Here is a 22162-nt window from a genome sequence, read left to right on the forward strand (position 1 = left end):
ATCAGCGCCGTGGGTGAGATGTTGGGAGTGGTTGGTGGCGTTCATATCTGGCTCCTCTGGGCGAATCTGTTCGACACTCGAGAGGTTATACCCCTAGGGGGTATCTAGCAAGTCGCCGTACTCGCGGCATGTGGATCGATGCCGAGTCGCGGCCGCGAGCGCGATGTGAACACGGTCGTGGCCATGCCGATCTGGGCCAACGGTCCCTTTGGCTGGAGTTTCGGCGGACGGTCGGGCCGGCGGTGGCATCAGGCGGCATGAGATGTCGCTGTGCTCCGACTGTGGCGGACCCGGCGACGGACGATCGAATGCTCGGTTCTCCGCCCGGTACATCTAACCTCCCAAAGTTGGGAAGTGCGCAAGTTGTCGCGTTCGACCGATTCGTGCATAGTCGATCGACCGTGGTGCGGAATATGGCGAGACCGCGCTGTTCGGTATTTTCTTGCCTCGAATTCACGCGAGGCCGATCCAACGCATGGATATTCATGTCCGGGACAGACTTGCTGGATGTCATCGGGAAATCATCATCTGTTCTATGTGGCGCCACCGGACGTGCTGCTAGTTGTCATGGCTATGTCAAATAACGTTGCCGTTCGGGAACTCTCGAAGCTGTCCCCGCCGAGTGCGAGCAAACTTCGGGATCGGCTACCAGTTGCGAGATATCTATTCGAATGGCAAGCTCAGCTACCAGTGAGCAGCTCGGCTGCTCGCGGTTGTGGCACGGTGAAGAGAAGTGAGGAATAGGTGCTGGGTTCTTCCTCTGAATGGGAAGTGGGGGGCACTGACGGCGGGTGGATGACGCGTAAAATACGAATACCCGCGTACCTTTTCGTCACGGCGAAAAGGTAAAATTCACCTGGATGTCATTCGATGAACGTCGGCCAGTCCGGTTCGTGTATTCGACGGGCGCCTGAGTCGCGTTCATAGAACCCTTCAGTGGCGAACCGCGGACCCCGCGCATGTTGTGCCGATCAGGTCGACGCACCCCATTGAGCTGCCCGGTCCGACGCCCGCGGCAGGCGTGGTAACAACGCCTGCCGGGTGTGGCAGCCGATGCGATGCTACTGCCGCACGCCGCTGAGTCGTGCCGTCGGCACCACCACCGGATACCCGGCCGAACACAACGGAATTCACCGATCCCGCCCGCGCGCGGGACTCTTCGACGACCTTGCGACACCCCTGGATGTGAACGTGAATACAAGTGCCGGTGATTCATCCGAGCGCATGCTGGAGTACCTGAAGAAGGTCACCGTGGAACTCATGGCGACCCGCGAGGATCTGACCCGGCTGCGGGAACGGATCAGCGAGCCGATTGCGATCGTCGGCATGAGCTGCCGCTATCCCGGCGGCGTCGAATCACCACGCCAGCTCTGGGATCTGGTCGCCTCCGGTACCGACGCCGTCGGCGGGTTCCCGGCCGACCGTGGCTGGGACGTGGCCGAGCTCTACGATCCCGATCCCGACCGGTTCGGCAAGTCCTACACCCGCGAAGGCGGCTTCCTGCGCGGAGCAGGGGATTTCGACGCGGCATTCTTCGGGATCGGCCCGCGCGAGGCCGCCGCGATGGATCCACAGCAGCGGCAGTTGCTCGAAGTGTCGTGGCAGGCGTTGGAGGACGCGGGTATCGAACCGGCGTCGTTGCGGGGCAGTGATACCGGTGTGATCGCCGGGGTGATGTACGAGGACTACGGATACCTGGCCAGGGAAGCGGGGCCGGCGGCCGAAGGGTACGCGGGGACCGGCTCGGCGAGCAGTGTGGTGTCCGGGCGGGTGGCGTACACACTGGGTCTGGAGGGTCCGGCGCTTACCGTTGATACGGCGTGTTCGTCATCGTTGGTGGCGATCCATCTGGCCTGCCAGTCGCTGCGCCGCGGGGAGACCTCGCTGATGCTGGCGGGCGGGGTGACCGTGATTTCGACGCCGGGCCTGTTCGTGGAATTCTCCCGCCAGCGGGGCCTGTCGCCGGATGGGCGATGTAAAGCATTCTCCTCGGCCGCCGACGGTGTGGGATGGGCCGAGGGCGTCGGGATGGTGGTACTGGAACGGCTGTCGGACGCACGCCGCAACGGCCACGATGTGCTGGCCGTGGTGCGAGGTAGCGCAGTCAATCAGGACGGTGCGAGCAATGGACTGACCGCGCCGAACGGTCCGGCGCAGGAACGGGTGATCGCCGCAGCGCTGGCGGACGCGGGCTTGACCGCGGCGGACATCGACGCGGTGGAGGCACACGGCACCGGAACACCGCTCGGCGATCCGATCGAGGCCCAGGCGCTGCTCTCGGCCTACGGGCAGGACCGAGCCGAACCCCTGCGGATCGGATCGCTCAAATCGAATATCGGACATTCGCAGGCCGCCGCTGGTGTCGGCGGGGTGATCAAGATGGTGCAGGCGTTGCGGCACGAGACGCTACCGCGAACCCTGCACGTCGAAGCGCCGTCACCACATGTGGATTGGTCGGCCGGATCGGTGCGATTGCTGACCGAGGCACAGCCGTGGCCCGCGGGGCCGCGGGTGCGCCGGGTGGGTGTGTCATCGTTCGGAATCAGCGGCACCAACGCCCATGTGATCGTGGAGGAGGCGCCCGCGGTGGATGCCGCCACCGACGAGCAGGCCGCGGGGCCGCCCCGGGTCACCCTAGAGTCGGCGGATGCGCTGCCGGTGCTGGTGTCGGCGAAATCGGCCGACACGCTGCGCGCCCAGGCGGACCGATTGCGGCAGTGGCTGCTCGACGATCCGGATGCCGACCTGTGGAGCCTGGCGTCGTCGCTGGTCGACACTCGAACGCACTGGGACCGGCGCGGTGCGGTGGTGGCCCGCGACCGGGAGCAATTGATGACGGGGCTGGCGGAACTCGCGGCGGGCGCGCCGGGCACCGGTGTGGCCACGGGGACGGTCGTCGTCGGTGGCACCGCGTTCCTGTTCACCGGACAGGGGGCGCAGCGGGCCGGTATGGGTGCGCGGCTGTATCGCGCGTTCCCTGTCTTCGCGGACGCGTTGGACGAGGTCTGCGCGGCGTTCGATCCGCACCTGCCATCCGCGCGGCCGCTGCGGGAGGTGATGTTCGCCGATCCGGACGGTGTGCTCGATCGCACGGAATGGACGCAACCCGCGTTGTTCGCCTTCGAAGTGGCGATGTACCGGCTGACGGAATCGTTCGGGATCACCCCGGATGTGCTGGCGGGACACTCCATCGGGGAGCTCGCCGCCGCCTATGTGGCGGGGGTGTGGTCACTCGAGGACGCGTGTCTGTTGGTGGCGGCGCGGGGACGGCTGATGGGTGCACTGCCGCCGGGTGGGGCGATGCTCGCGGTCGCCGTCACCGAGGCGCAAGCCGTCGAGATCCTCGCGGAATACGGGGATCGAATCTCGGTCGCGGCGGTGAACACTCCCGCCGCCGTGGTGCTGTCCGGTGCCGTGGACGCCGTCGATGTGCTGGAGAAGCAGCTCTCCGGTGCGGGAAAGCGGGTCGCGCGATTGCGGGTAGGCCATGCGTTTCATTCGGTGCTGATGGAGCCGATGCTCGCCGAATTCCGTGCGGTGGCCGAAGGTCTGCGCTACCGGCCGCCGTCGATCCCGATCGTGTCGAACGTATCCGGTGCCGCCGGTACCGAGGTGACCGAGCCCGGGTACTGGGTGGACCAGGTCCGGGGATGTGTGCGCTTCGCGGCGGGCGTGCGGACGCTCGTCGAATCGGGGGTACGGCGCTTTCTGGAGATGGGGCCGGACGCGGTACTGGCGGCGATGACGCAGGAGTGCGTGGCCGGGCAGACGGACCCCGGATCGCCTGCGATGGTGGCAGCTGCGGCACGACGATCGGCCGATGAGGTCACCCAGTTCGTGACGTTGCTGACGCAAGCCCATATCGCCGGCGTCCCGGTGAGGTGGGAGCCATTGTTCGCGGGCAGGCAGACCCGGCGGGTTCCCTTGCCCACCTATGCGTTCGCACGTCAGCGCTACTGGCTTGCCCCCGGAGTCGGAGCGACGGGCGCGGCGGACCATCCGATCCTCACGAGCGCGGTGCCGGTGGCGGGCCGCGACGAATGGCTGTTCACCGGCAGGCTTTCGGCGCGGACGCATCCCTGGATCGCCGATCATGTGGTGTTCGGGTCCGCACTGCTGCCCGGTACCGGGTTCGTGGAGCTGGCGTTGTCTGCGGGCGCCCGGCTGGGCGCCGGCGTGATCGAAGAACTGGTGCTGGAATCGCCGTTGCTGCTCGATGCCGATGCGTCCGTCGATATTCAGCTCGGCGTCGAGGCGGTCGACGGTGCGGGTCGCCGTCGTTTCTCGGTGCATTCCAGGACCGTGCTCGAAACGGATTCCGTTGAGGCGGAATGGGTTGTGCACGGCACGGGTGTGCTGGCACCGCTCACCACCACCGGGGATATGGGCTGGAATGAGCGCACCTGGCCACCGACGGCTGCCGAACCTGTCGATGCCGCGCGGCTGTACGAGCGATTGGCCGGGATGGGATTCGGATACGGTCCGGCCTTCCAGGGCGTACGGGGTGCCTGGACGCGCGGTGCGGAGGTGTTCGCGGAGTTGTCGCTACCCGAGGGGGCGGACGTGCGGCGGTTCCGGATCCATCCAGCGCTGCTCGACGCCGCCTTCCACCCTGCCATCGACCGTCTTGATGCCGATGCCGATGCCGATGCGGGACGAGTACCACTGCCGTTCGCCTTCACAGGTGTTCGCGTGTACCGGGACGAGACCACCACACTGCGCGTGCGCGTCGGCCGAGATGGTGTCGATCGCATCCGAGTCGATGCCGTCGACACCACGGGCGCGCCCGTACTCGCCATCGACGCGCTGACCGCGCGCCCAGTCGATGCCCGCATGCTGCATCGTGATCGCGCCGCGCATTCCCTGTACACCCTCCGGTGGACACCGATGCCCACAGCGGCCGCTCCCGCCCGGCAGGCAGTCGCGGCCCTGGGTGGGGTGGCACTGCCCGGCGCCGATGCCGAATACGCGCAGCCCGGCGATCTGCTTGCGGCGCAATCCGTTCCGCGTATCGCGGTCTGGCATTCCGAGGACGCATCCGCTCCGCCGGATATGGCCGCGGCCGCCCGGCACCGGGTCCATACCGCCCTGCCGGTGGTGCGGGACTGGCTGGCCGATCCACGATCCGAGCACACCACGCTGGTCGTGGTGACCCGGAACGCTGCCGAGATACCAGGGAAGTCCTGCGATCCCGCGGCGGCGGCCGTCTCCGGCCTGATCGCCTGCGCGCAGTCGGAACATCCCGGACGGATCGTGCAGATCGATCACGACGACGCCACCGTGCTGACGGCAGACGCTGTGTTGCGGGCGGTCGCGCTCGGTGAGCCGCAGGTGGCGTTGCGCGATAACGGCATGCTGGTCCCGAGGCTGGTCCGGGCCGCCGCGCCCGATGCGGGGCCGCTGTCGTTCGGCAGCGGAACGGTCCTGATCACCGGCGGCACCGGCGGATTGGGTGCGCTCACCGCGCGACATCTGGTCACGACACACGGTGTGCGGCGACTGCTCCTGGTTTCCCGGCGGGGTCCGAATGCCGAGGGCGCCCGGGAACTCGCCGCCGAACTCGAAGACATGGGCGCCCACGTGCGGGTAGCGGCATGCGATGTGGCCGATCGCGACGCCCTGTCCCGGCTGCTGCGCACCATCTCCGCAGACCGCCCGCTGACCGCCGTGATCCACACCGCCGGAGTACTCGACGACGCCACTATCGAGGCAATGACCACCGAACAGGTGGATCGGGTCCTGCGCCCGAAAACCGATGCGGCGCTGAACCTGCACGAATTGACCAGCGATCTGGATCTGTCGGCTTTCGTGTTGTTTTCCTCTGCCGCGCCGCTGCTCGGTGGTCAGGGCCAGGGCAATTACGCGGCGGCCAATCGCTTCCTCGACGCGCTGGCGCACCACCGCCGGGAAGCGGGCCTGCCCGCGCACGCACTGGCGTGGGGACTGTGGACGCTCGGTATGGCGGACGCGGTCGCCGAGCCGGGCGGAGAACATATCGCCCGCCGGATCCGCACCCGCCTCGGACTGCTTCCGATCACCCCGGAGCCCGGCCTTGCGCTGTTCGATCGGGCGCTGGCCGCAGGGCACGCGTTCCTGATGACCGCGATACTCGACATGTCCGCGCTCACCGCGCTGGCTCGCTCCGGGATGCTGCCCGCGGTGCTGCGCGATCTGGTGCGCGTACCCGCGGCGGCGCGACCGGAGCAGACGAGCGGTTCGCTGGCCGAACTCCTGGCGAGGTCGCCGGAGACCGACCGCTACGACATCATCCTGCGCGAGGTCCGTTCGCTCGCCGCCGTCGTGCTCGGCCACAGCTCGGCCGAGGCCATCGACGCCGAGGTGCCGTTCGCCGAACTCGGATTCGATTCGCTGGGCGGGGTTGAGTTCCGCAACCGCCTCGCCGCGGCCAGCGGACAGGTATTGCCGTCCACGGTGGTGTTCGAATATCCGACCGCCGCCGCTGTCGCCCGGATGCTGCACGCGCAGCTGGGCGGAACGCAGGCCCCGGCGCAGGCTCCGCCCGCCACGACGGGCGTGCGGGGCACCCTCACGGAACTGGTGCTGGCCGCGCACCGGCGTGGCGAGGTGGCCGCCACCCTGCCGCTGTTGGTCGAAACCGCGAAACTGAGCGTCGACGGCGAACGCGCCGCACCGCACGGTTCTTCGGCACCGATGCTGCTGGCGCGCGAGGGCACAGGTCCCACCCTGATCTGCATTCCGTCATTCCTGGTCGGCAATGGACCGCATCAGTTCGGGCGGTTGGCGCGCGAACTCGGCGGGGAACTCGGTGTATCGGCACTGTGGTTGCCGGGCACCCGTGCGGGGCAAGCGCTGCCGTCGAGCTGGGATGCGCTGCTGGATGAACTGGCCGCCGTCACCGCCGAAGCCACCGAGGCGCGTCCCTTCGCTCTCGTCGGCTATTCGATCGGTGGCGCGCTCGCGCACGCGCTCGCCGGACGGCTCGAGGAGCACGGCCGTGGACCGGTAGGTGTCGCACTGCTCGACACCTATGCGCCAGATGGCGATGAACTCATGCGTCATGTGTTCGCCCGCGCGCTCGGCCTGGTGCTCGATCGCGGCCACGAGCTGATCGACGTCGACGACCATGCCTTGGTCGCGATGGGTAACTACGTGCGGATCTACCATGAGCGCCGCAACCGGCCGATCGCGGCGCCAACGCTGAATCTGCGCGCCACCATCGGCCTGCCGGGTCTCGAGGTCGCCGAACCGGTGCCGGGATGGCAGCACCGAGGCGACACGATCGAGATCGAGGCCGATCACTTCTCACTCATCGAAGAGCAGATCCCCGCCGTGGCGCGAGCCCTGCGGCAATGGCTCCAGTCGGTGGCGAACCCCGCCGCGAGCGTGTCATGACCCGGATCGGCGATTTTCCGCACTGCGTAGTGCGTAGCAGTTGACAAGGCGAGACAGAGGAAATCCCATGGTCGAATCGGCGAACGAGATCGCCATTGTCGGAATGTCGTGCCGGCTGCCGGGCGCTGCCGACCTGACACAGTTCTGGCGGCTGCTGCGCGATGGGCGCGAGGCCATCGGTTCGGCTCCGGCCGATCGCCCCGGTGTCGATGAGACGGCCGGATTCCTCGACACCGCCACCGAATTCGACGCCGACTTCTTCGGCGTGCCACCGAACGAGGCGCGGTCGATCGATCCGCAGCAGCTACTCGGTCTCGAATTGAGCTGGGAGGCCCTGGAAGACGCGCGCCTGCTCGATCGGCACGGAGCCCGCGCCGGAGTGTTCCTCGGCTCCACCGGCACCGATTTCGCTGAAATCGTCGCCGCGCAGGGCCGATCCGGTCTCGGCAGGCATACGCTCTCGGCCGTCGGCCGGGGGATGGCGGCCAACCGGATCTCCAACTACTACGGGTTCACCGGTCCGAGTCTCGTCGTGGACAGCGGGCAGTCGTCCTCCTTGGTCGCGGTGCATCTGGCCTGCGCGTCCTTGCGTAGCGGTGAATGCGATATCGCCCTCGCCGGTGGGCTGAATCTCATCCTCTCTCCGTTGAGCGGTGAGCGTTATGAGCACTTCGGCGCCCATTCGCCCTCGGGTAAGTGCTACACGTTCGATGAACGTGCGGACGGCACCGTCCGGGGTGAAGGCGGCGGCGTCATCGTGCTCAAACCGTTGGCGCGGGCGGTCGCCGACGGTGACCGGATCTACGCGGTGATCCGGGGCAGTGCGGTCGACAGCGGAAACGAGCGCCGGGTGCTCGGTGCACCGAGCACGGCCGCGCAGACGTCGGTCATCCGGGACGCGCTCACGGCGGCAGCCGTCGATCCGGCCTCGGTGCACTATGTGGAGCTGCACGGGACCGGCACACCCGCTGGTGATCCGGTGGAGGCGACCGCACTCGGGGATACCTACGGCGCGACGCGGTCCGCGGACTCGGCGCTGATCGTCGGTTCGGTGAAAACCAATATCGGGCATCTGGAGGGTGCGGCGGGAATTGTCGGTCTGATCAAGACCGCGTTGTGCCTGCGGCATCGAGAACTGGTGCCGAGCCTGAACTTTCACACTCCGAACCCGCGGATTCCGCTCGCCGCGCTCGGTCTGCGGGTCGCCACCGCGACCGAACCCTGGTCCGCCGCCACGCTGCGGCGAGCGGGCGTGTCGTCGTTCGGTATGGGCGGTACGAACGCGCATGCGGTGCTAGAGGAAGCGCCGGTGCCCGCTGCCGGCGAACCGGTGACCGCAGCGGAGCGGACGCGGCCGGTGGCACTGGTGCTGTCAGGGCAGAGCCCGGCGGCATTGCGGGCCCAGGCGGTGCGGTTGCGGGAGTGGCTGGCCGAGCATCCAGGGGCCGATGCCACCGAGGTAGCCCATTCGCTACTGCGCTCGCGCACTTCGCTGGAATGGCGGGGCGCGGTGGCGGGGCACCGGATCGAGGCGTTCGATGCCGGGCTGGCGGCATTGGCCGATCCGGCCGGAGCCGATGATCGCCTCGCGGTGATCGGCAGGGCGGCGAGTCGGCAGGCCGTGTTCGTGTTCCCGGGCCACGGCAGTCAATGGGCCGGGATGGGGGCGCAGCTGCTGGCCTCGGACCAGGTATTCGCGGCCGCGATCGTGGAGTGTGAGGCGGCGTTGGCACCGTTCGTGGACTGGTCGCTGACCGCGGTGCTGCGCGGAGCGGAGGGGGCGCCGTCGCTGGAACGCGAGGATGTCGTGCAGCCGGTGCTTTTCGCGGTGTCGGTCGCGCTGGCCCGGGTATGGCGCGCGAGCGGGGTCGAACCCGCCGCGGTGGTCGGCCATTCCCAGGGCGAGATCGCGGCGGCGGTGGTGGCCGGTGGATTGTCCTTGGCGGACGGGGCCCGGGTCGTCGCGGTGCGTTCGCGTGCGCTCACCGAGGAACTGTCGGGATCGGGCGGTATGGCGGCGGTGGCGCTGGCGGCCGATGCGGTGCTCGCGCGCATGAGGCCGTTCGGTGACCGGTTGTCGATCGGTGCGGTGAACGGCCCGGGGCAGACCGTGGTGACCGGCGAGCTCGACGCGCTGACGGAGTTCCTCGACGGATGCGCCGCGGCGGGGGTGTGGGCGAAGCGGATACCGATCGACTACGCCTCGCATTCGCCCGCGGTGGAGCGGATCCGCGACCGGCTACTGGCCGGGTGGGCGCCGATTCGGCCGAAAAGCGGTACCGTGCTGTTCTTTTCGACGGTGACCGCGAACTTCGTCGATACCGCTGACCTCGATGCCGGGTACTGGTACCGGGGCCTGCGCGAACCGGTGCGGTTCGCCGACGCGGTCGAAGCACTGCTGCGTGCCGAGCTGAACGCTTTCGTCGAGACCAGCCCGCACCCGGTGCTCACCGCCGCGATCGAGGTGACCGCGGACGCGCTCGGGAAAACCGGCCAGGTGGCCGTGCTCGGCACCTTGCGGCGCGGTCAGGGCGGCCCGGAGCACGTCACCGCCGCGCTGGCACGTGCCTATTGCGCGGGGCTCGAGGTGGCGCCGCAGATGCTTGCGCCGCACGCCCCGATGGTGGACCTACCGGTCTACGCGTTCCAACGGCGGCGCTGCTGGACGCCCGGAGTCGGTGCGGGCGCGGAATCGGGCGATGCGCGCCAGGCGGCACTGCTGCCGGAAGCCCCTCCAGCCGCCGATACCGCTGCGCAGATCACCGACTCGGGCCCGCTGGCGCCGCGGCTGTTCGCCGCGCCCGAGCCCGAACGTGACGCACTGGTGCTCGCGGTCGTGGCCGAACAGGCGGCGTTGATCCTCGGTCACGATTCCCCCGATGCGATACACCCCGAACTCCCTTTCACCGCAGCAGGATTCGATTCGCTGAGCGGACAGCAACTGCGGAATCGACTGGTGGCGGCCACCGGCGTGCAGCTGCCCGCGACACTGGTATTCGACCATCCCACCCCGGCCGCGGTGGCCCGGCTGGTGCGTTCGCGGCTCGAAGGCGTGGATCCGGGCATCCGGCAGGCGACGCGGCGCGTACATTCCACGGAGCCGATCGCGATCGTCGGAATCGGCTGCCGGTTTCCCGGCGATGTGGCCTCGGCCGAGGACCTGTGGGAGCTGGTCGCGGCGGGCCGGGATGTGATCACGCCCTTCCCGGCGGACCGTGGCTGGGATCTGGAGCGGCTGTTCGACGCCGATCCGGACAAGCCGGGCACCGTTTACACCCGGGAAGGCGGATTTCTTTCCGCCGCCGGCGTTTTCGACGCCGATTTCTTCGGCATCGGCCCACGTGAGGCCGCTGCGATGGATCCACAGCAGCGACTGATGCTCGAGGTCGCCTGGGAAGCCCTCGAGCACGCGGGCATCGACCCCACCGGATTGCGCGGCACCGATGCGGGTGTGTACGTGGGCGCCAGCTCCTCCGGATATGAGCGCGGGGTGACCGGGGGATACGAGGGCTATCGACTCACCGGGACCTCGCACAGCGTGATATCCGGCCGGGTGGCCTATGTTCTCGGCTTGGAGGGGCCCGCGGTCACGGTGGACACCGCGTGCTCGTCCTCGCTCGTCGCGCTGCACCTGGCCTGCCAGGCATTGCACGAGGGCGAAACCGCACTTGCGCTCGCGGGCGGGGTGAGCGTGGCGGCGAGCCCGGATCTGTTCATCGATTTCGCCCGCCAGCGCGGGCTGGCGCCGGACGGACGGTCGAAGGCTTTCGCCGCCGCGGCGGACGGCGTCACCTGGGCCGAGGGCGTCGGCGTCCTGGTGCTCGAACGGCTGTCGGATGCCCGCCGCCACGGCCACGACGTACTGGCCGTGGTGCGTGGTAGCGCGATCAATCAGGACGGTGCGAGCAACGGCCTGACCGCGCCGAACGGTCCATCGCAGGAGCGGGTGATCGCGGCGGCGCTGGCCGCGGGCGGTCTGGCGCCCGCCGATGTCGATGCGGTGGAGGCGCACGGGACCGGGACCACCCTTGGTGATCCGATCGAAGCGCAGGCGTTGATCGCCGCCTACGGCTCCGGACGGGACGAGCCGTTGCGGATCGGATCCGTGAAATCGAATATCGGTCATGCGGTCGCCGCGGCCGGTATCGGCGGCGTCATCAAGATGGTGCAGGCCCTGCGTCATGAAGCGCTGCCGAAGACCCTGCATGTGGACTCCCCGACACCGCATGTGGACTGGTCGGCGGGATCGGTGCGATTGCTGACCGAGCCCGAGCCGTGGCCCGCCTCGGACCGGGTGCGCCGGGCGGGTGTCTCGTCGTTCGGGATCAGCGGCACCAATGCCCATGTGATCCTCGAAGAAGCACCGGCGGCCGTCGCGGTCGAGGTCTCCGGTGGTGCGGATCGGCCCGCCGCGATCCCGCTGCTCCTTTCGGCGAAGACCGACGCGGCGCTGCGTGATCAAGCGGAGCGCTTGCGACAGTGGATATTCGCGCGTCCCGACGCCGATCTCGGCAGCGCCGCGAAGGCGTTGCTCGAAACGCGTGCACAGTTCGTTGTGCGCGGTGCCGCCGTCGGCACCGATCGGACGGAGCTACTGGCCGGACTGACCGAACTCGCCGCCGGAACCGGAGCCTCCGCGGGCCGGGTCACGGCCGGGAAGACCGCGTTCCTGTTCACCGGTCAGGGGGCGCAGCGGGCCGGGATGGGCGCCGAACTCTACCGTGCGTTCCCCGTCTTCGCCCGCGCCTTGGATGAGGTATGTGCCGAGTTCGATGCCCATCTGGGCGCGGTGGATCCAGCGCCGGGCCGGGACCGCGCACTGTCGTTGCGGGAGTTGATGTTCGACGACGCCGAAGGGCTGCTCGATCGGACGGAGTTCACCCAGCCCGCATTGTTCGCGTTCGAGATCGCGCTGTTCCGGCTGATCGAATCATTTGGTATCACCCCGGATCTGCTGATCGGTCATTCGATCGGCGAACTCGCGGCCGCCCACGTGGCCGGTGTGTGGTCGCTGGCCGACGCGTGCGCGCTGGTGGCCGCCCGTGGCCGGTTGATGGGTGCGTTGCCGGTGGGCGGGGCCATGCTGGCGGCGGCGTGCGGTGGCGAACGCGCGTCCGGTGCCATCGAGGATTTCCCCGGCCGGGTGTCGATCGCAGCGGTGAACGGACCGGCCTCGACCGTGCTGTCCGGGGACGCCGATGCCATCGGTGAACTGGAGCGAACCCTGGCGGCCGCCGGGATCAAGACCACTCGGCTGCGGGTGAGCCACGCGTTCCATTCGGCGCGGATGGATCCGATGCTGGCCGAATTCCGGTCGGTGGCCGAGGCGGTCGACTCCCGCCCGCCGAATATTCCGATCGTGTCGAATGTGACCGGTGACCTCGTCGGATCCGATCTGACCGACCCGGAGTACTGGGTGCGACAGGTGCGTGATCGCGTCCGTTTCGCCGAGGGGGTGGACGCTCTCGTCTCGGCGGGTGTGCGCCGGTTCGTGGAGGTCGGGCCGGACGCGGTACTCGCGGCGATGGTTCGGGAATGTCTTGCCGAAACCCCGGACGCCGAGGCGGCTGCGGTGGTGATCGCGGCCGCGCGGCGTACCGAAGTGGAGCCGACCAGGTTCGTCTCGGCGCTCGCTCAGGCCCATATCGCCGGTATCGAGGTGAAGTGGACGGAGCTGTTCGCGGGTTCCGCGGTATCGCGAGTGTCTCTGCCGACGTATGCGTTCCAGCATCAGCGGTACTGGCTGACACCCACCAGGACAGGTGATGCCAAGACCATCGGCCTCGACGAGCTTCGGCATCCGCTACTCGGTGCCGTGGTCCGGCTGCCCGAGTCGGAAAGCATGGTGGCGACCGGCCGGATATCGCTGTCGAGTCATCCCTGGCTCGCCGATCATGTGATCGGCGGTGCCGTTCTGGTGCCGGGGACGGCATTCGTGGAGTTGGCGTTGCACGCCGGTGCGATGACCGACACAGCGCATCTGGCCGAGCTGGTCGTCACGGCACCGCTGGTGCTCCCGGCGACGGGCGCCGTCGAACTGCGCGTCATGGTGGACGGGCCCGATGAGTCGGGGTCCCGGGCGGTGTCGGTGTACTCGCGTCTGCAAAGCGAGCCCGCGCCATCGGCGGTGGAGTGGATTCGTCATGCGACGGGAACTCTTGTCGCACAGTCGCTGTCGTCTGCGTCCCTCGAGGTCCCGGAGATCTGGCCGCCTGCGGGCGCCGACCCGGTCGAGATAGCGGGTGGTTACGAAGAACTGGCTCGGCGTGGCTACAGTTACGGCCCGCATTTCCGCGGTTTGGCGGCACTGTGGCGGCGCGGCGACGAGATCTTCGCCGAACTGACCCTGCCGGAGCAGGCGCATGGCGCGGCGGAGCGGTTCGGGGTTCACCCGGCATTGCTGGACTCGGCCCTGCACGCGGTCCTGCTCGGCGCCATGACCGAGCCCGTGGCACCGGGCGAGATCCTGGTTCCGTATTCGTGGGAGAACATCGCCCTGCACGCGGTCGGCGCCACCTCCGTGCGGGTGCGATCGGTACCGGCTGGAACCGGCGCCGATCGGCGCATCACGCTGACCCTCAGCGATGCACGCGATGAACCGGTCATCGAGTTCGGCGCCGTGACGCTGCGTCCGGTCTCGATCGACGCGCTCGCGGCCGCTGAGGAACGGACGGAGGCGGCACAGCTGTTCCGGCTGCGATGGGAGCCGGTGGGCCGCAGCGACTCCGCCGCCCCGGTCATGGCCACCCTCGCCGGTGGTGCCCTGGCCGGGATCGACGTGGACTTCGCATCGGTCGCCGATATCTCCACGGCCCATATCGAGGTGGATGTCGTGGTGTGGCGGATGCCCGAGTCCTCGGCGGAGGGTCCGGCGGCGGTGCGACGCACGGTGCACGACACCCTCCGGACGGTGAAGTCCTGGCTCGCGGGCGAGCACGGTGCCGAGGTCCGGCTCGCGGTGATCACCACCGGAGGAGCGGGGCTGCCCGGCGAGGTCCAGGACCCGGCCGCCGCCGCGGTGTGCGGGTTGGTCCGCAGTGCGCAATCAGAGAACCCGGGGCGGTTCGTTCTGGTGGACGAGGATCCCGCGCAGCCGTTGGATGCCGAACGCCTGGCGATGGTGCTCGGATCGGGTGAACCACAGGTGGCCGTGCGCGGCGGACAGGTACTTGCGCCGCGATTGGTGGGCGAACCGGCACCCGTCGACACCGAGGCGCCGTCGTTCGGTAACGGGACCGTGCTCATCACCGGTGGTACCGGTGGTCTCGGCGCGTTGTTCGCTCGGCATCTGATCTCCGAGCACCGGGTACACAGTCTGGTCCTGACCTCGCGCCGGGGGCCGGACGCGCCCGGCGCCGCCGAACTGGCCGCGGAGCTGACCCGGGCAGGCGCTGAGGTCCGAATTGTGGCGTGCGATGTGTCTGATCGCGATGCGGTGCGAAACCTGCTGGACACCATCGACTCACAGGGTCGGCTGAGTGCTGTCGTTCATACGGCGGGAGTCCTCGACGACGGCACCGTCGAGACCATGACCGGCGAACAGGTGGATCGGGTCTTCGCGCCGAAGGTCGACGGTGCATGGCATCTGGACGAACTGACCCGCCACCGCGATCTGTCGGCATTCGTACTGTTCTCCTCGATCGCGGGCATTGTCGGGTCGGCCGGACAGGCGAACTACGCCGCCGCGAATACCGCCCTTGACGCGCTGGCCCAACGGCGACGGGACGCCGGGTCGGCCGCCACCTCGGTGGCATGGGGGCCGTGGAACCAGGACAGTGGGATGACCGGCGAGCTGGACCGGGTCGCCCTCGCCCGGTGGGAGCGGTTGGGTCTGGGCCAGATCGGCGACGGTGAGGGTCGGCGTCTCTTCGACGCTGCCCTCAGCCGGTCGGATGCCTGCCTGGCCGCGATCCGATTCGACGCCGGTGTGCTACGCCGCACCGCCGACATCGAAGCGGTTCCCGCCGTACTGCGCGGATTCGCGCCGCGCGCCACGACGCTGACACGAGCTGCGGCAGCGGATGGTTCGCTCGGCGCCCGGTTGGCCGGATTGCCGGAGGCACGCCGTGGATCCATCGTGCTGGATGTGGTGCGCGAGCAGGTGGCCGCCGTACTCGGCCACGCGTCACGAGAACTGATCGGGGCCGACCGGCCGTTCAGCGAGATGGGTTTCGATTCGCTGGGCGGGGTGGAGTTCCGTAATCGGCTGGACAAGGCGACCGGTGTGCGACTGCCGTCGACGCTGGTGTTCGACCATCCGACACCGGCGGCTGTGGCCACACTGGTGCTGTCGAAACTCGTACCGGCGCAGGTGGAAACGGCTGCGAAGGCCGTGCGTCGGGTGCGGGCGGATGAACCCATCGCGATCGTCGGGATGGCCTGCCGGTACCCGGGCGGGGTTGAATCACCGGACGGGCTCTGGGATCTGGTCGCCGCGGGAACGGACGCGATCAGCGAGTTCCCGGCCGACCGCGGCTGGGACCTGGAGCGGCTGTTCGATCCCGACCCCGCGCATTCGGGGACCTCGTATGTGCGTTCGGGTGGATTCCTTCGGGACGCGGCTGATTTCGATGCCGGATTCTTCGGTATCGGACCCCGCGAGGCCATGGCCATGGATCCGCAGCAGCGGCTGCTGCTCGAGGTGTCCTGGGAGGCATTGGAGCACGCCGGAATCGATCCGGTGTCGTTGCGCGGCAGCGATACCGGCGTCTACACCGGCGTGATGTACCAGGACTACGAAACCGTGATCCGCCAGGCCGGACCCGAGGTGGAGTCCTATGCCCTGACAGGATCGCTCGGCAGTGTGGTGTCGGGCCGGGTGGCCTACGCGCTCGGTCTGGAGGGCCCCGCGCTCACCATGGACACCGCGTGTTCCTCCTCGCTGGTCGCCCTGCATGTGGCCTGCCGCGCTCTGCGTCAGGGGGAGAGTTCGCTGGCCCTGGTCGGCGGTGCGACCGTGATGACGACGCCCACGGTGTTCGTGGACTTCTCTCGCCAGCGTGGGCTGGCCAAGGACGGCCGGTGTAAATCGTTCTCGGCGGCCGCCGACGGTGTCGCCTGGGCCGAGGGTGCGGGCGTACTGGTGATGGAGCGACTGTCGGATGCGCGGCGGCTCGGCCACACCGTCCTGGCGGTCGTACGCGGCAGCGCGATCAATCAGGACGGTGCGTCGAACGGCTTGACCGCGCCGAACGGCCCGTCGCAGGAGCGGGTGATCGCCGCGGCGCTGGCGGACGCCGGATTGCGCGCGGCGGATGTGGATGCCGTGGAAGCGCACGGCACCGGGACCGCGCTGGGTGATCCGATCGAGGCGCAGGCATTGCTCGCCACCTATGGCCAGGAGCGGGCGGAGCCGCTGCGTCTCGGATCGCTGAAATCGAATATCGGGCATTCGCAGGCCGCCGCAGGAGTGGGTGGCGTGATCAAGATGGTGCAGGCTCTGCGGCACGAGATGATGCCGAAGACACTGCACGTGGACGAGCTGTCACCGCATGTGGACTGGTCGGCCGGATCGGTGCGGGTGCTGACCGAGGCGCAGCCCTGGCCCGCCGGTGGCCGGGTACGGCGGGCGGGTGTGTCGTCCTTCGGTATCAGCGGAACGAACGCACACGTGATCGTGGAGGAGGCGCCGCGCCCGGCGCCTGCTGGAGCCCGAGCGATTCCGAGCGGTTCGGGCGGACCGAATGGATCGAACGAATTCGACGGATCAGCCGGTACGGGGGAATCAGCCGAACGCCACGCCGAGGTGAGCGTCTGGACACTGTCGGCGGACAGCCCGGAGGCATTGCGCGGCCAAGCCGCTCGGCTCTCCGCATGGGTGGACGCCCACCCGGACGCGAACCTGACGGAGGTGGCGTCGACCCTGCTGCGCCACCGCGCCCAGCTGGAGTGGCGCGGTGCGGTGGTCGGCCGGGAGCGTGCCGATCTCACGTCCGGGCTGGCCGGTCTGGCCGAGGCGGTGGCACAACCGCCCACCGGCAACGCGACGTCGGGTCGCGCGACCACGGAGCGCCGGGTGGCCTTCGTCTTCCCCGGCCAGGGAAGCCAGTGGCCGGGTATGGCGGCGGAACTGCTGGCCGCGGGCGGGCCCTTCGCCGAGGCGATCGAGGAATGCGAAGCGGCGCTGGCGCCGTTCATCGATTGGTCGCTGACCGCGGTACTGCGTGGCGAGCCGGACGCCGCGGCACTGGAACGAGTCGATGTGGTGCAGCCCGCGCTATTCGCGGTGCTGGTGTCGCTGGCCCGGGTGTGGCGCGCGAGCGGCGTGGAACCGGCCGTGGTAATCGGGCATTCGCAGGGCGAGATCGCGGCCGCCGTGGTGGCGGGCGGGCTGTCGCTGGCCGACGGTGCGCGAATCGTGGCGCGGCGCTCCCGGATCGTTGCCGAGGAACTGGCGGGCGCGGGCGGTATGGCCTCGGTGAACCTGTCCGCCGACGCGGTGACGGAACGGCTGGCCCGGTTCGGGGACCAGCTGTCCGTGGCGGCTGTGAACGGCCCAGGACAGATCGTGATCTCGGGTGCCGCGCAGGCCGTGACGGAATTCCTGGACGAATGCGCGGCCGCCGGCGTGTGGGCGAAACGCATCCCGGTGGATTACGCTTCGCACTCCCACGCGGTGGAGTCGATCCGCGATCGGGTGCTGGCCGAACTGGACCAGGTGTCACCGATGACCGGTTCAGTGCCGTTCTTCTCGACGGTGTCCGCCGACTACGCCGATACCGCGACGCTGGACGCGGGGTATTGGTATCGCGGACTGCGCGAGCAGGTGCGTTTCGCCGAATCGATCGAAGCCTTGCAGCGTGCGGGAATCAACGCCTTCATCGAGGTGAGCCCGCATCCGGTGCTCACGATGGGGATCGAACTGACCGTCGAATCGATCGACCTGGCCGATCAGGTGGCCGTCCTCGGCACGCTGAGACGTGAGCAGGGCGGCCGGCAGCAGTTCGCCGCTGCGCTGGCGGGCGCGCACTGCGCCGGTATCGAGGTCGCGGCACAGGCGCTGGCTCCGGCCGCCGCTCGATTGGAGTTGCCGACGTATGCGTTTCAGCGTCGGCGCTACTGGCCGAAACCGGTCGGTGTGCCGACCGAACAACGGTCGGGTCTGGATGCCGTCGAACATCCACTGCTCGGTGCGATGGTGCGGATGCCGGATTCGCGGGATGTGGTGTTCGCGGGCCGGGTGTCGGCGGCTGATCAGCCGTGGCTGACCGAGCATGCGGTGGCCGGGGTGGCGCTGCTGCCCGGCACTGCCATGGTGGATCTGGTGATGCAGGCGGGAACGTTGCTCGGCTGTCCGGAAGTGGCGGATCTGACGATCGAGGCACCGTTGCCGGTGCCGTCGGCCGGATCTGTCGATCTGCGGGTGGTCGTGGCAGCGCCCGATACGCGAGGCGCACGATCGGTGTCGTTGTATTCGCTGCCCAGTCAGGATGATTCGGACGGATGGGTGCGGCATGCGAGCGGTACCGTCACCTCCGAACCGGCGACGGTACCCGCCGCGGATCTGGTCGAATGGCCGCCCACGGGCGCGGTGGCGATGCCGATCGAGGACGCCTATGCGGAGCTGGCCGACCAAGGCTACGAGTACGGACCCCTGTTCCGCGGCTTGACCACGCTGTGGCGGCGCGGTGACGAGGTGTTCGCGGAGGTGGCGTTGCCGGAGGCGGCCCGGTCGGAGGTCACCGGCTTCGGTATCCACCCCGCGCTACTGGACGCCGCGCTGCACGCGATCCTGCTCGGCGGGCTGGCTCCCGCCACCCCGGACGGAGCGATCGCCGTCCCGTTCTCCTGGGCGAACTTCACGCTGCACGCGACGGGCGCGACGGCACTTCGGGTACGCGCGGCCAGGACCGACGTCACGACCGGAAACGACCAGATCGCACTCACCCTCGCCGATCCCGCGGGACTGCCAGTGGCCGAACTGGGCGCGTTGACATTGCGGCCCATGCCGATTCACACTCTCGGCGCGGCGGGCGGACGGCCCGACGCGGTCGGCTACGCCGTGGAATGGCTCGCGCTGCCCGCACCGGGTACCGACGACACGGCGGACGCTTCCTGGGCACTCACCGCCGAGGCCGAAACCGTCACGGTCGCGGGACAGGCGGCGACGGTGCTGCGCCTGGACGAGCCGTCCGGTGCGGGCGATCTCCCCGCACTGGTACGAGACTCGGTGACCGACCTGACCGCGCGGATGCAGCGATTACTGCAAGCAGACGAACTCGTGGTGGTCGTGACCCGGCAGGCGATGGCAGTGCATCCCGGCGAACCCGTGGATCTGCCCGGCGCTGCGGCCTGGGGTCTGCTGCGCACCGCGCAGAGCGAGAATCCGGGACGGATATTCGTCGTCGATGTCGACGAATGGACGGACTATCGGCGCGGTGCGGAACTGGCAGTGACCACCGGCCGCGAACCGGAACTGGCGGTGCGCCGTGGCGTGGCGTATATGCCGCGGTTGCGGCGCGCCAGTGGGGGCATCGCCGGGGCCGCGGCGGCTCTGCGGTCACCGGGCTTGGCATTCGGTGACCGCGGTCAGGGCACGCTGGACGAGGGCAATTTCGTCTTGGCCGATGATCCGCGCGCACGGGAACCGCTGCGGCCAGGACAGGTCCGAGTGGGTGTGCGGGCGGTCGGGCTGAATTTCCGGGACGTGCTCGTCGCGCTCGGGACCTATCCCTTCCCGGACGCCAGGATCGGCGGTGAAGCGGCGGGAATCGTGCTCGAGGTCGCCGACGACGTCACCGAATTCGCCCCCGGTGACCGGGTTTTCGGCTTCCTCTGGGGCGTCGATTCGGTGGCCGTCGCCGACCGCAGGCTGCTCGCCCGGATGCCTCGCGGCTGGTCGTTCACCCAGGCCGCCGCGGTGCCCGTGGTGTATGCGACCGCCTACTACGGACTGGTCGACCTCGCCGCCGCGCAGCCGGGCCAAACCCTCTTGCTGCATGCGGCCACCGGCGGCGTCGGCATGGCGGCGGTGCAGCTCGCGCGGCATCTTGGGCTACGGATGCTGGTCACCGCCAGTACCCCGAAGTGGGATGTGCTGCGGGGGATGGGATTCGACGATTCCGTGATCGGCGATTCGCGCACGCTGGAATTCGAACGGAAGTTCCTCGACGCCACCGATGGTCGCGGCGCCGATATCGTGCTGGACTCGCTGGCCGGTGAATTCGTGGACGCATCGCTGCGCTTGCTACCGCGTGGCGGCCGGTTCGTCGAGATGGGCGTGCTCGATCGGCGTGATCCCGCCGAGGTGGCTGCCGCCCATCCCGGCGTCGACTACCGCAGTTTCGTCCTGCTCGATGTGGACCCGGACCGGCTGCACGAGATCCTGACGACATTGGTCGGCCTGTTCGACACCGGGGCGCTCGCGCCCTTCCCGACCACCGCATGGGACCTGCGGCAGGCGCCGGAAGCCTTCCGGCACCTCGGCCAGGCCCGGCATATCGGCAAGAACGTGCTCACCGTGCCCACGCCGCTGCGCTCGGAAGGCACCGTACTGATCACCGGCGGCACCGGGGTGCTCGGCGCGCTCGCGGCACGGCAGCTGATCACCGAATACGGTGTGCGGCGGCTGGTGCTGGCGGGCAGGCGTGGTCCGGAAGCGCCCGGTGCGACCGAACTGGGTGCCGAACTCACGGCATTGGGCGCGCAGGTCGACATCGTCGCCTGCGATGTGGCCGACCGGGCCGCGGTGGACGCGATGCTGGCGACCATCCCGCCCGAGCATCCGCTGATCGGTGTCGTCCACACGGCGGGCGTGCTCGCCGACGGGCTGTTCACCGCGATGACACCCGAACAGATCGCGACCGTACTGCGGCCGAAGGTGGATGCCGCATGGAACCTGCACGAGGCGACCAAGACGCTGGATCTGTCACTGTTCGTGCTCTACTCCTCGCTGACCGGAGTCATCGGTACCCCCGGCCAGGCGAACTACGCCGCGGCCAATGTCTTCCTCGACGCGCTGGCCCAGCATCGGCACGTACACGGCCTGCCCGCGACGTCGGTGGCCTGGGGGCTGTGGGAACAGAGCACCGGGATGACCGGCGACCTCGGGGCAGCCGATCTGGCCAGATTGCGGCGTGAAGGCATCCTCGCCCTGCGCGCCGAGGACGGTATGGCGCTGTTCGACGCGGCGCTTGCGACCGGTGATGCGGCGTTCGTGGCCGCACGGATCGACCGGGCGGCGCTCGCCGACACCGACGACGGCGAGGTCCGCGCGATGATGCGTGGACTGTCCGGGCCACCGCGGCGGCGCAGAGCCGCCGAGCAGAACGAATCGTCCGGTCTGCTGCCGCGAGTGGCAGGCCGGTCGGCGGCCGAGCAGGACCAGATCATCCTCGAGGTGATCCGGACCCAGGCGGCGAACGTCCTGGGGCATACCGGTGCGGAATCAGTGCTCGCGGACAAGCCGTTCACCGATATCGGATTCGATTCGCTCGGCGTCATGGAGTTCCGCAACCGGCTGCGCTCGGCCCTCGGCGTCCAGGTGCCCGCGACCGCGATGTTCGACTATCCGACGCCGGAGGCATTGGGCGCGTATCTGCGGCAGCAGATCGTGCCGGACGACGATCCCGCCGAGCGGATCGCGGCCGAGGTCGAATCGCTGGCACGCAGCTGCGCCGCGGCCGAGCTGTCGGCCACCGACCGTTCGGAGATCGCCGCCCGGTTGGCGGCCCTGCTGAGCGAGCTCGCTGACCAGGACACCGAGACGATCGACCTGCCAGGTTCCGTCGACGGCCTCGACAGCGCCGACGACCGCGAACTCTTCGAATTCATCGACCACCTATAGCTG

Annotated in this window: 1 protein-coding gene and 1 pseudogene; both read left to right on the forward strand. The window is 69.1% G+C overall.

The genetic code is table 11. The features are described from left to right. Nucleotides 1-1191 precede the first annotated feature (1191 nt). Nucleotides 1192-7323 (forward strand): annotated as a pseudogene (locus tag GV792_RS00760) (type I polyketide synthase); the annotation flags it as partial. 118 nt (nt 7324-7441) lie between these two features. Then, nucleotides 7442-22159, forward strand: coding sequence for a type I polyketide synthase (locus GV792_RS00765; RefSeq protein ID WP_163821641.1), 14718 nt, complete (start codon nt 7442-7444; stop codon nt 22157-22159). Nucleotides 22160-22162: the final 3 nt, after the last annotated feature.

Source organism: Nocardia cyriacigeorgica (genome assembly GCF_010868145.1).
GTDB lineage: Bacteria > Actinomycetota > Actinomycetes > Mycobacteriales > Mycobacteriaceae > Nocardia > Nocardia cyriacigeorgica_D.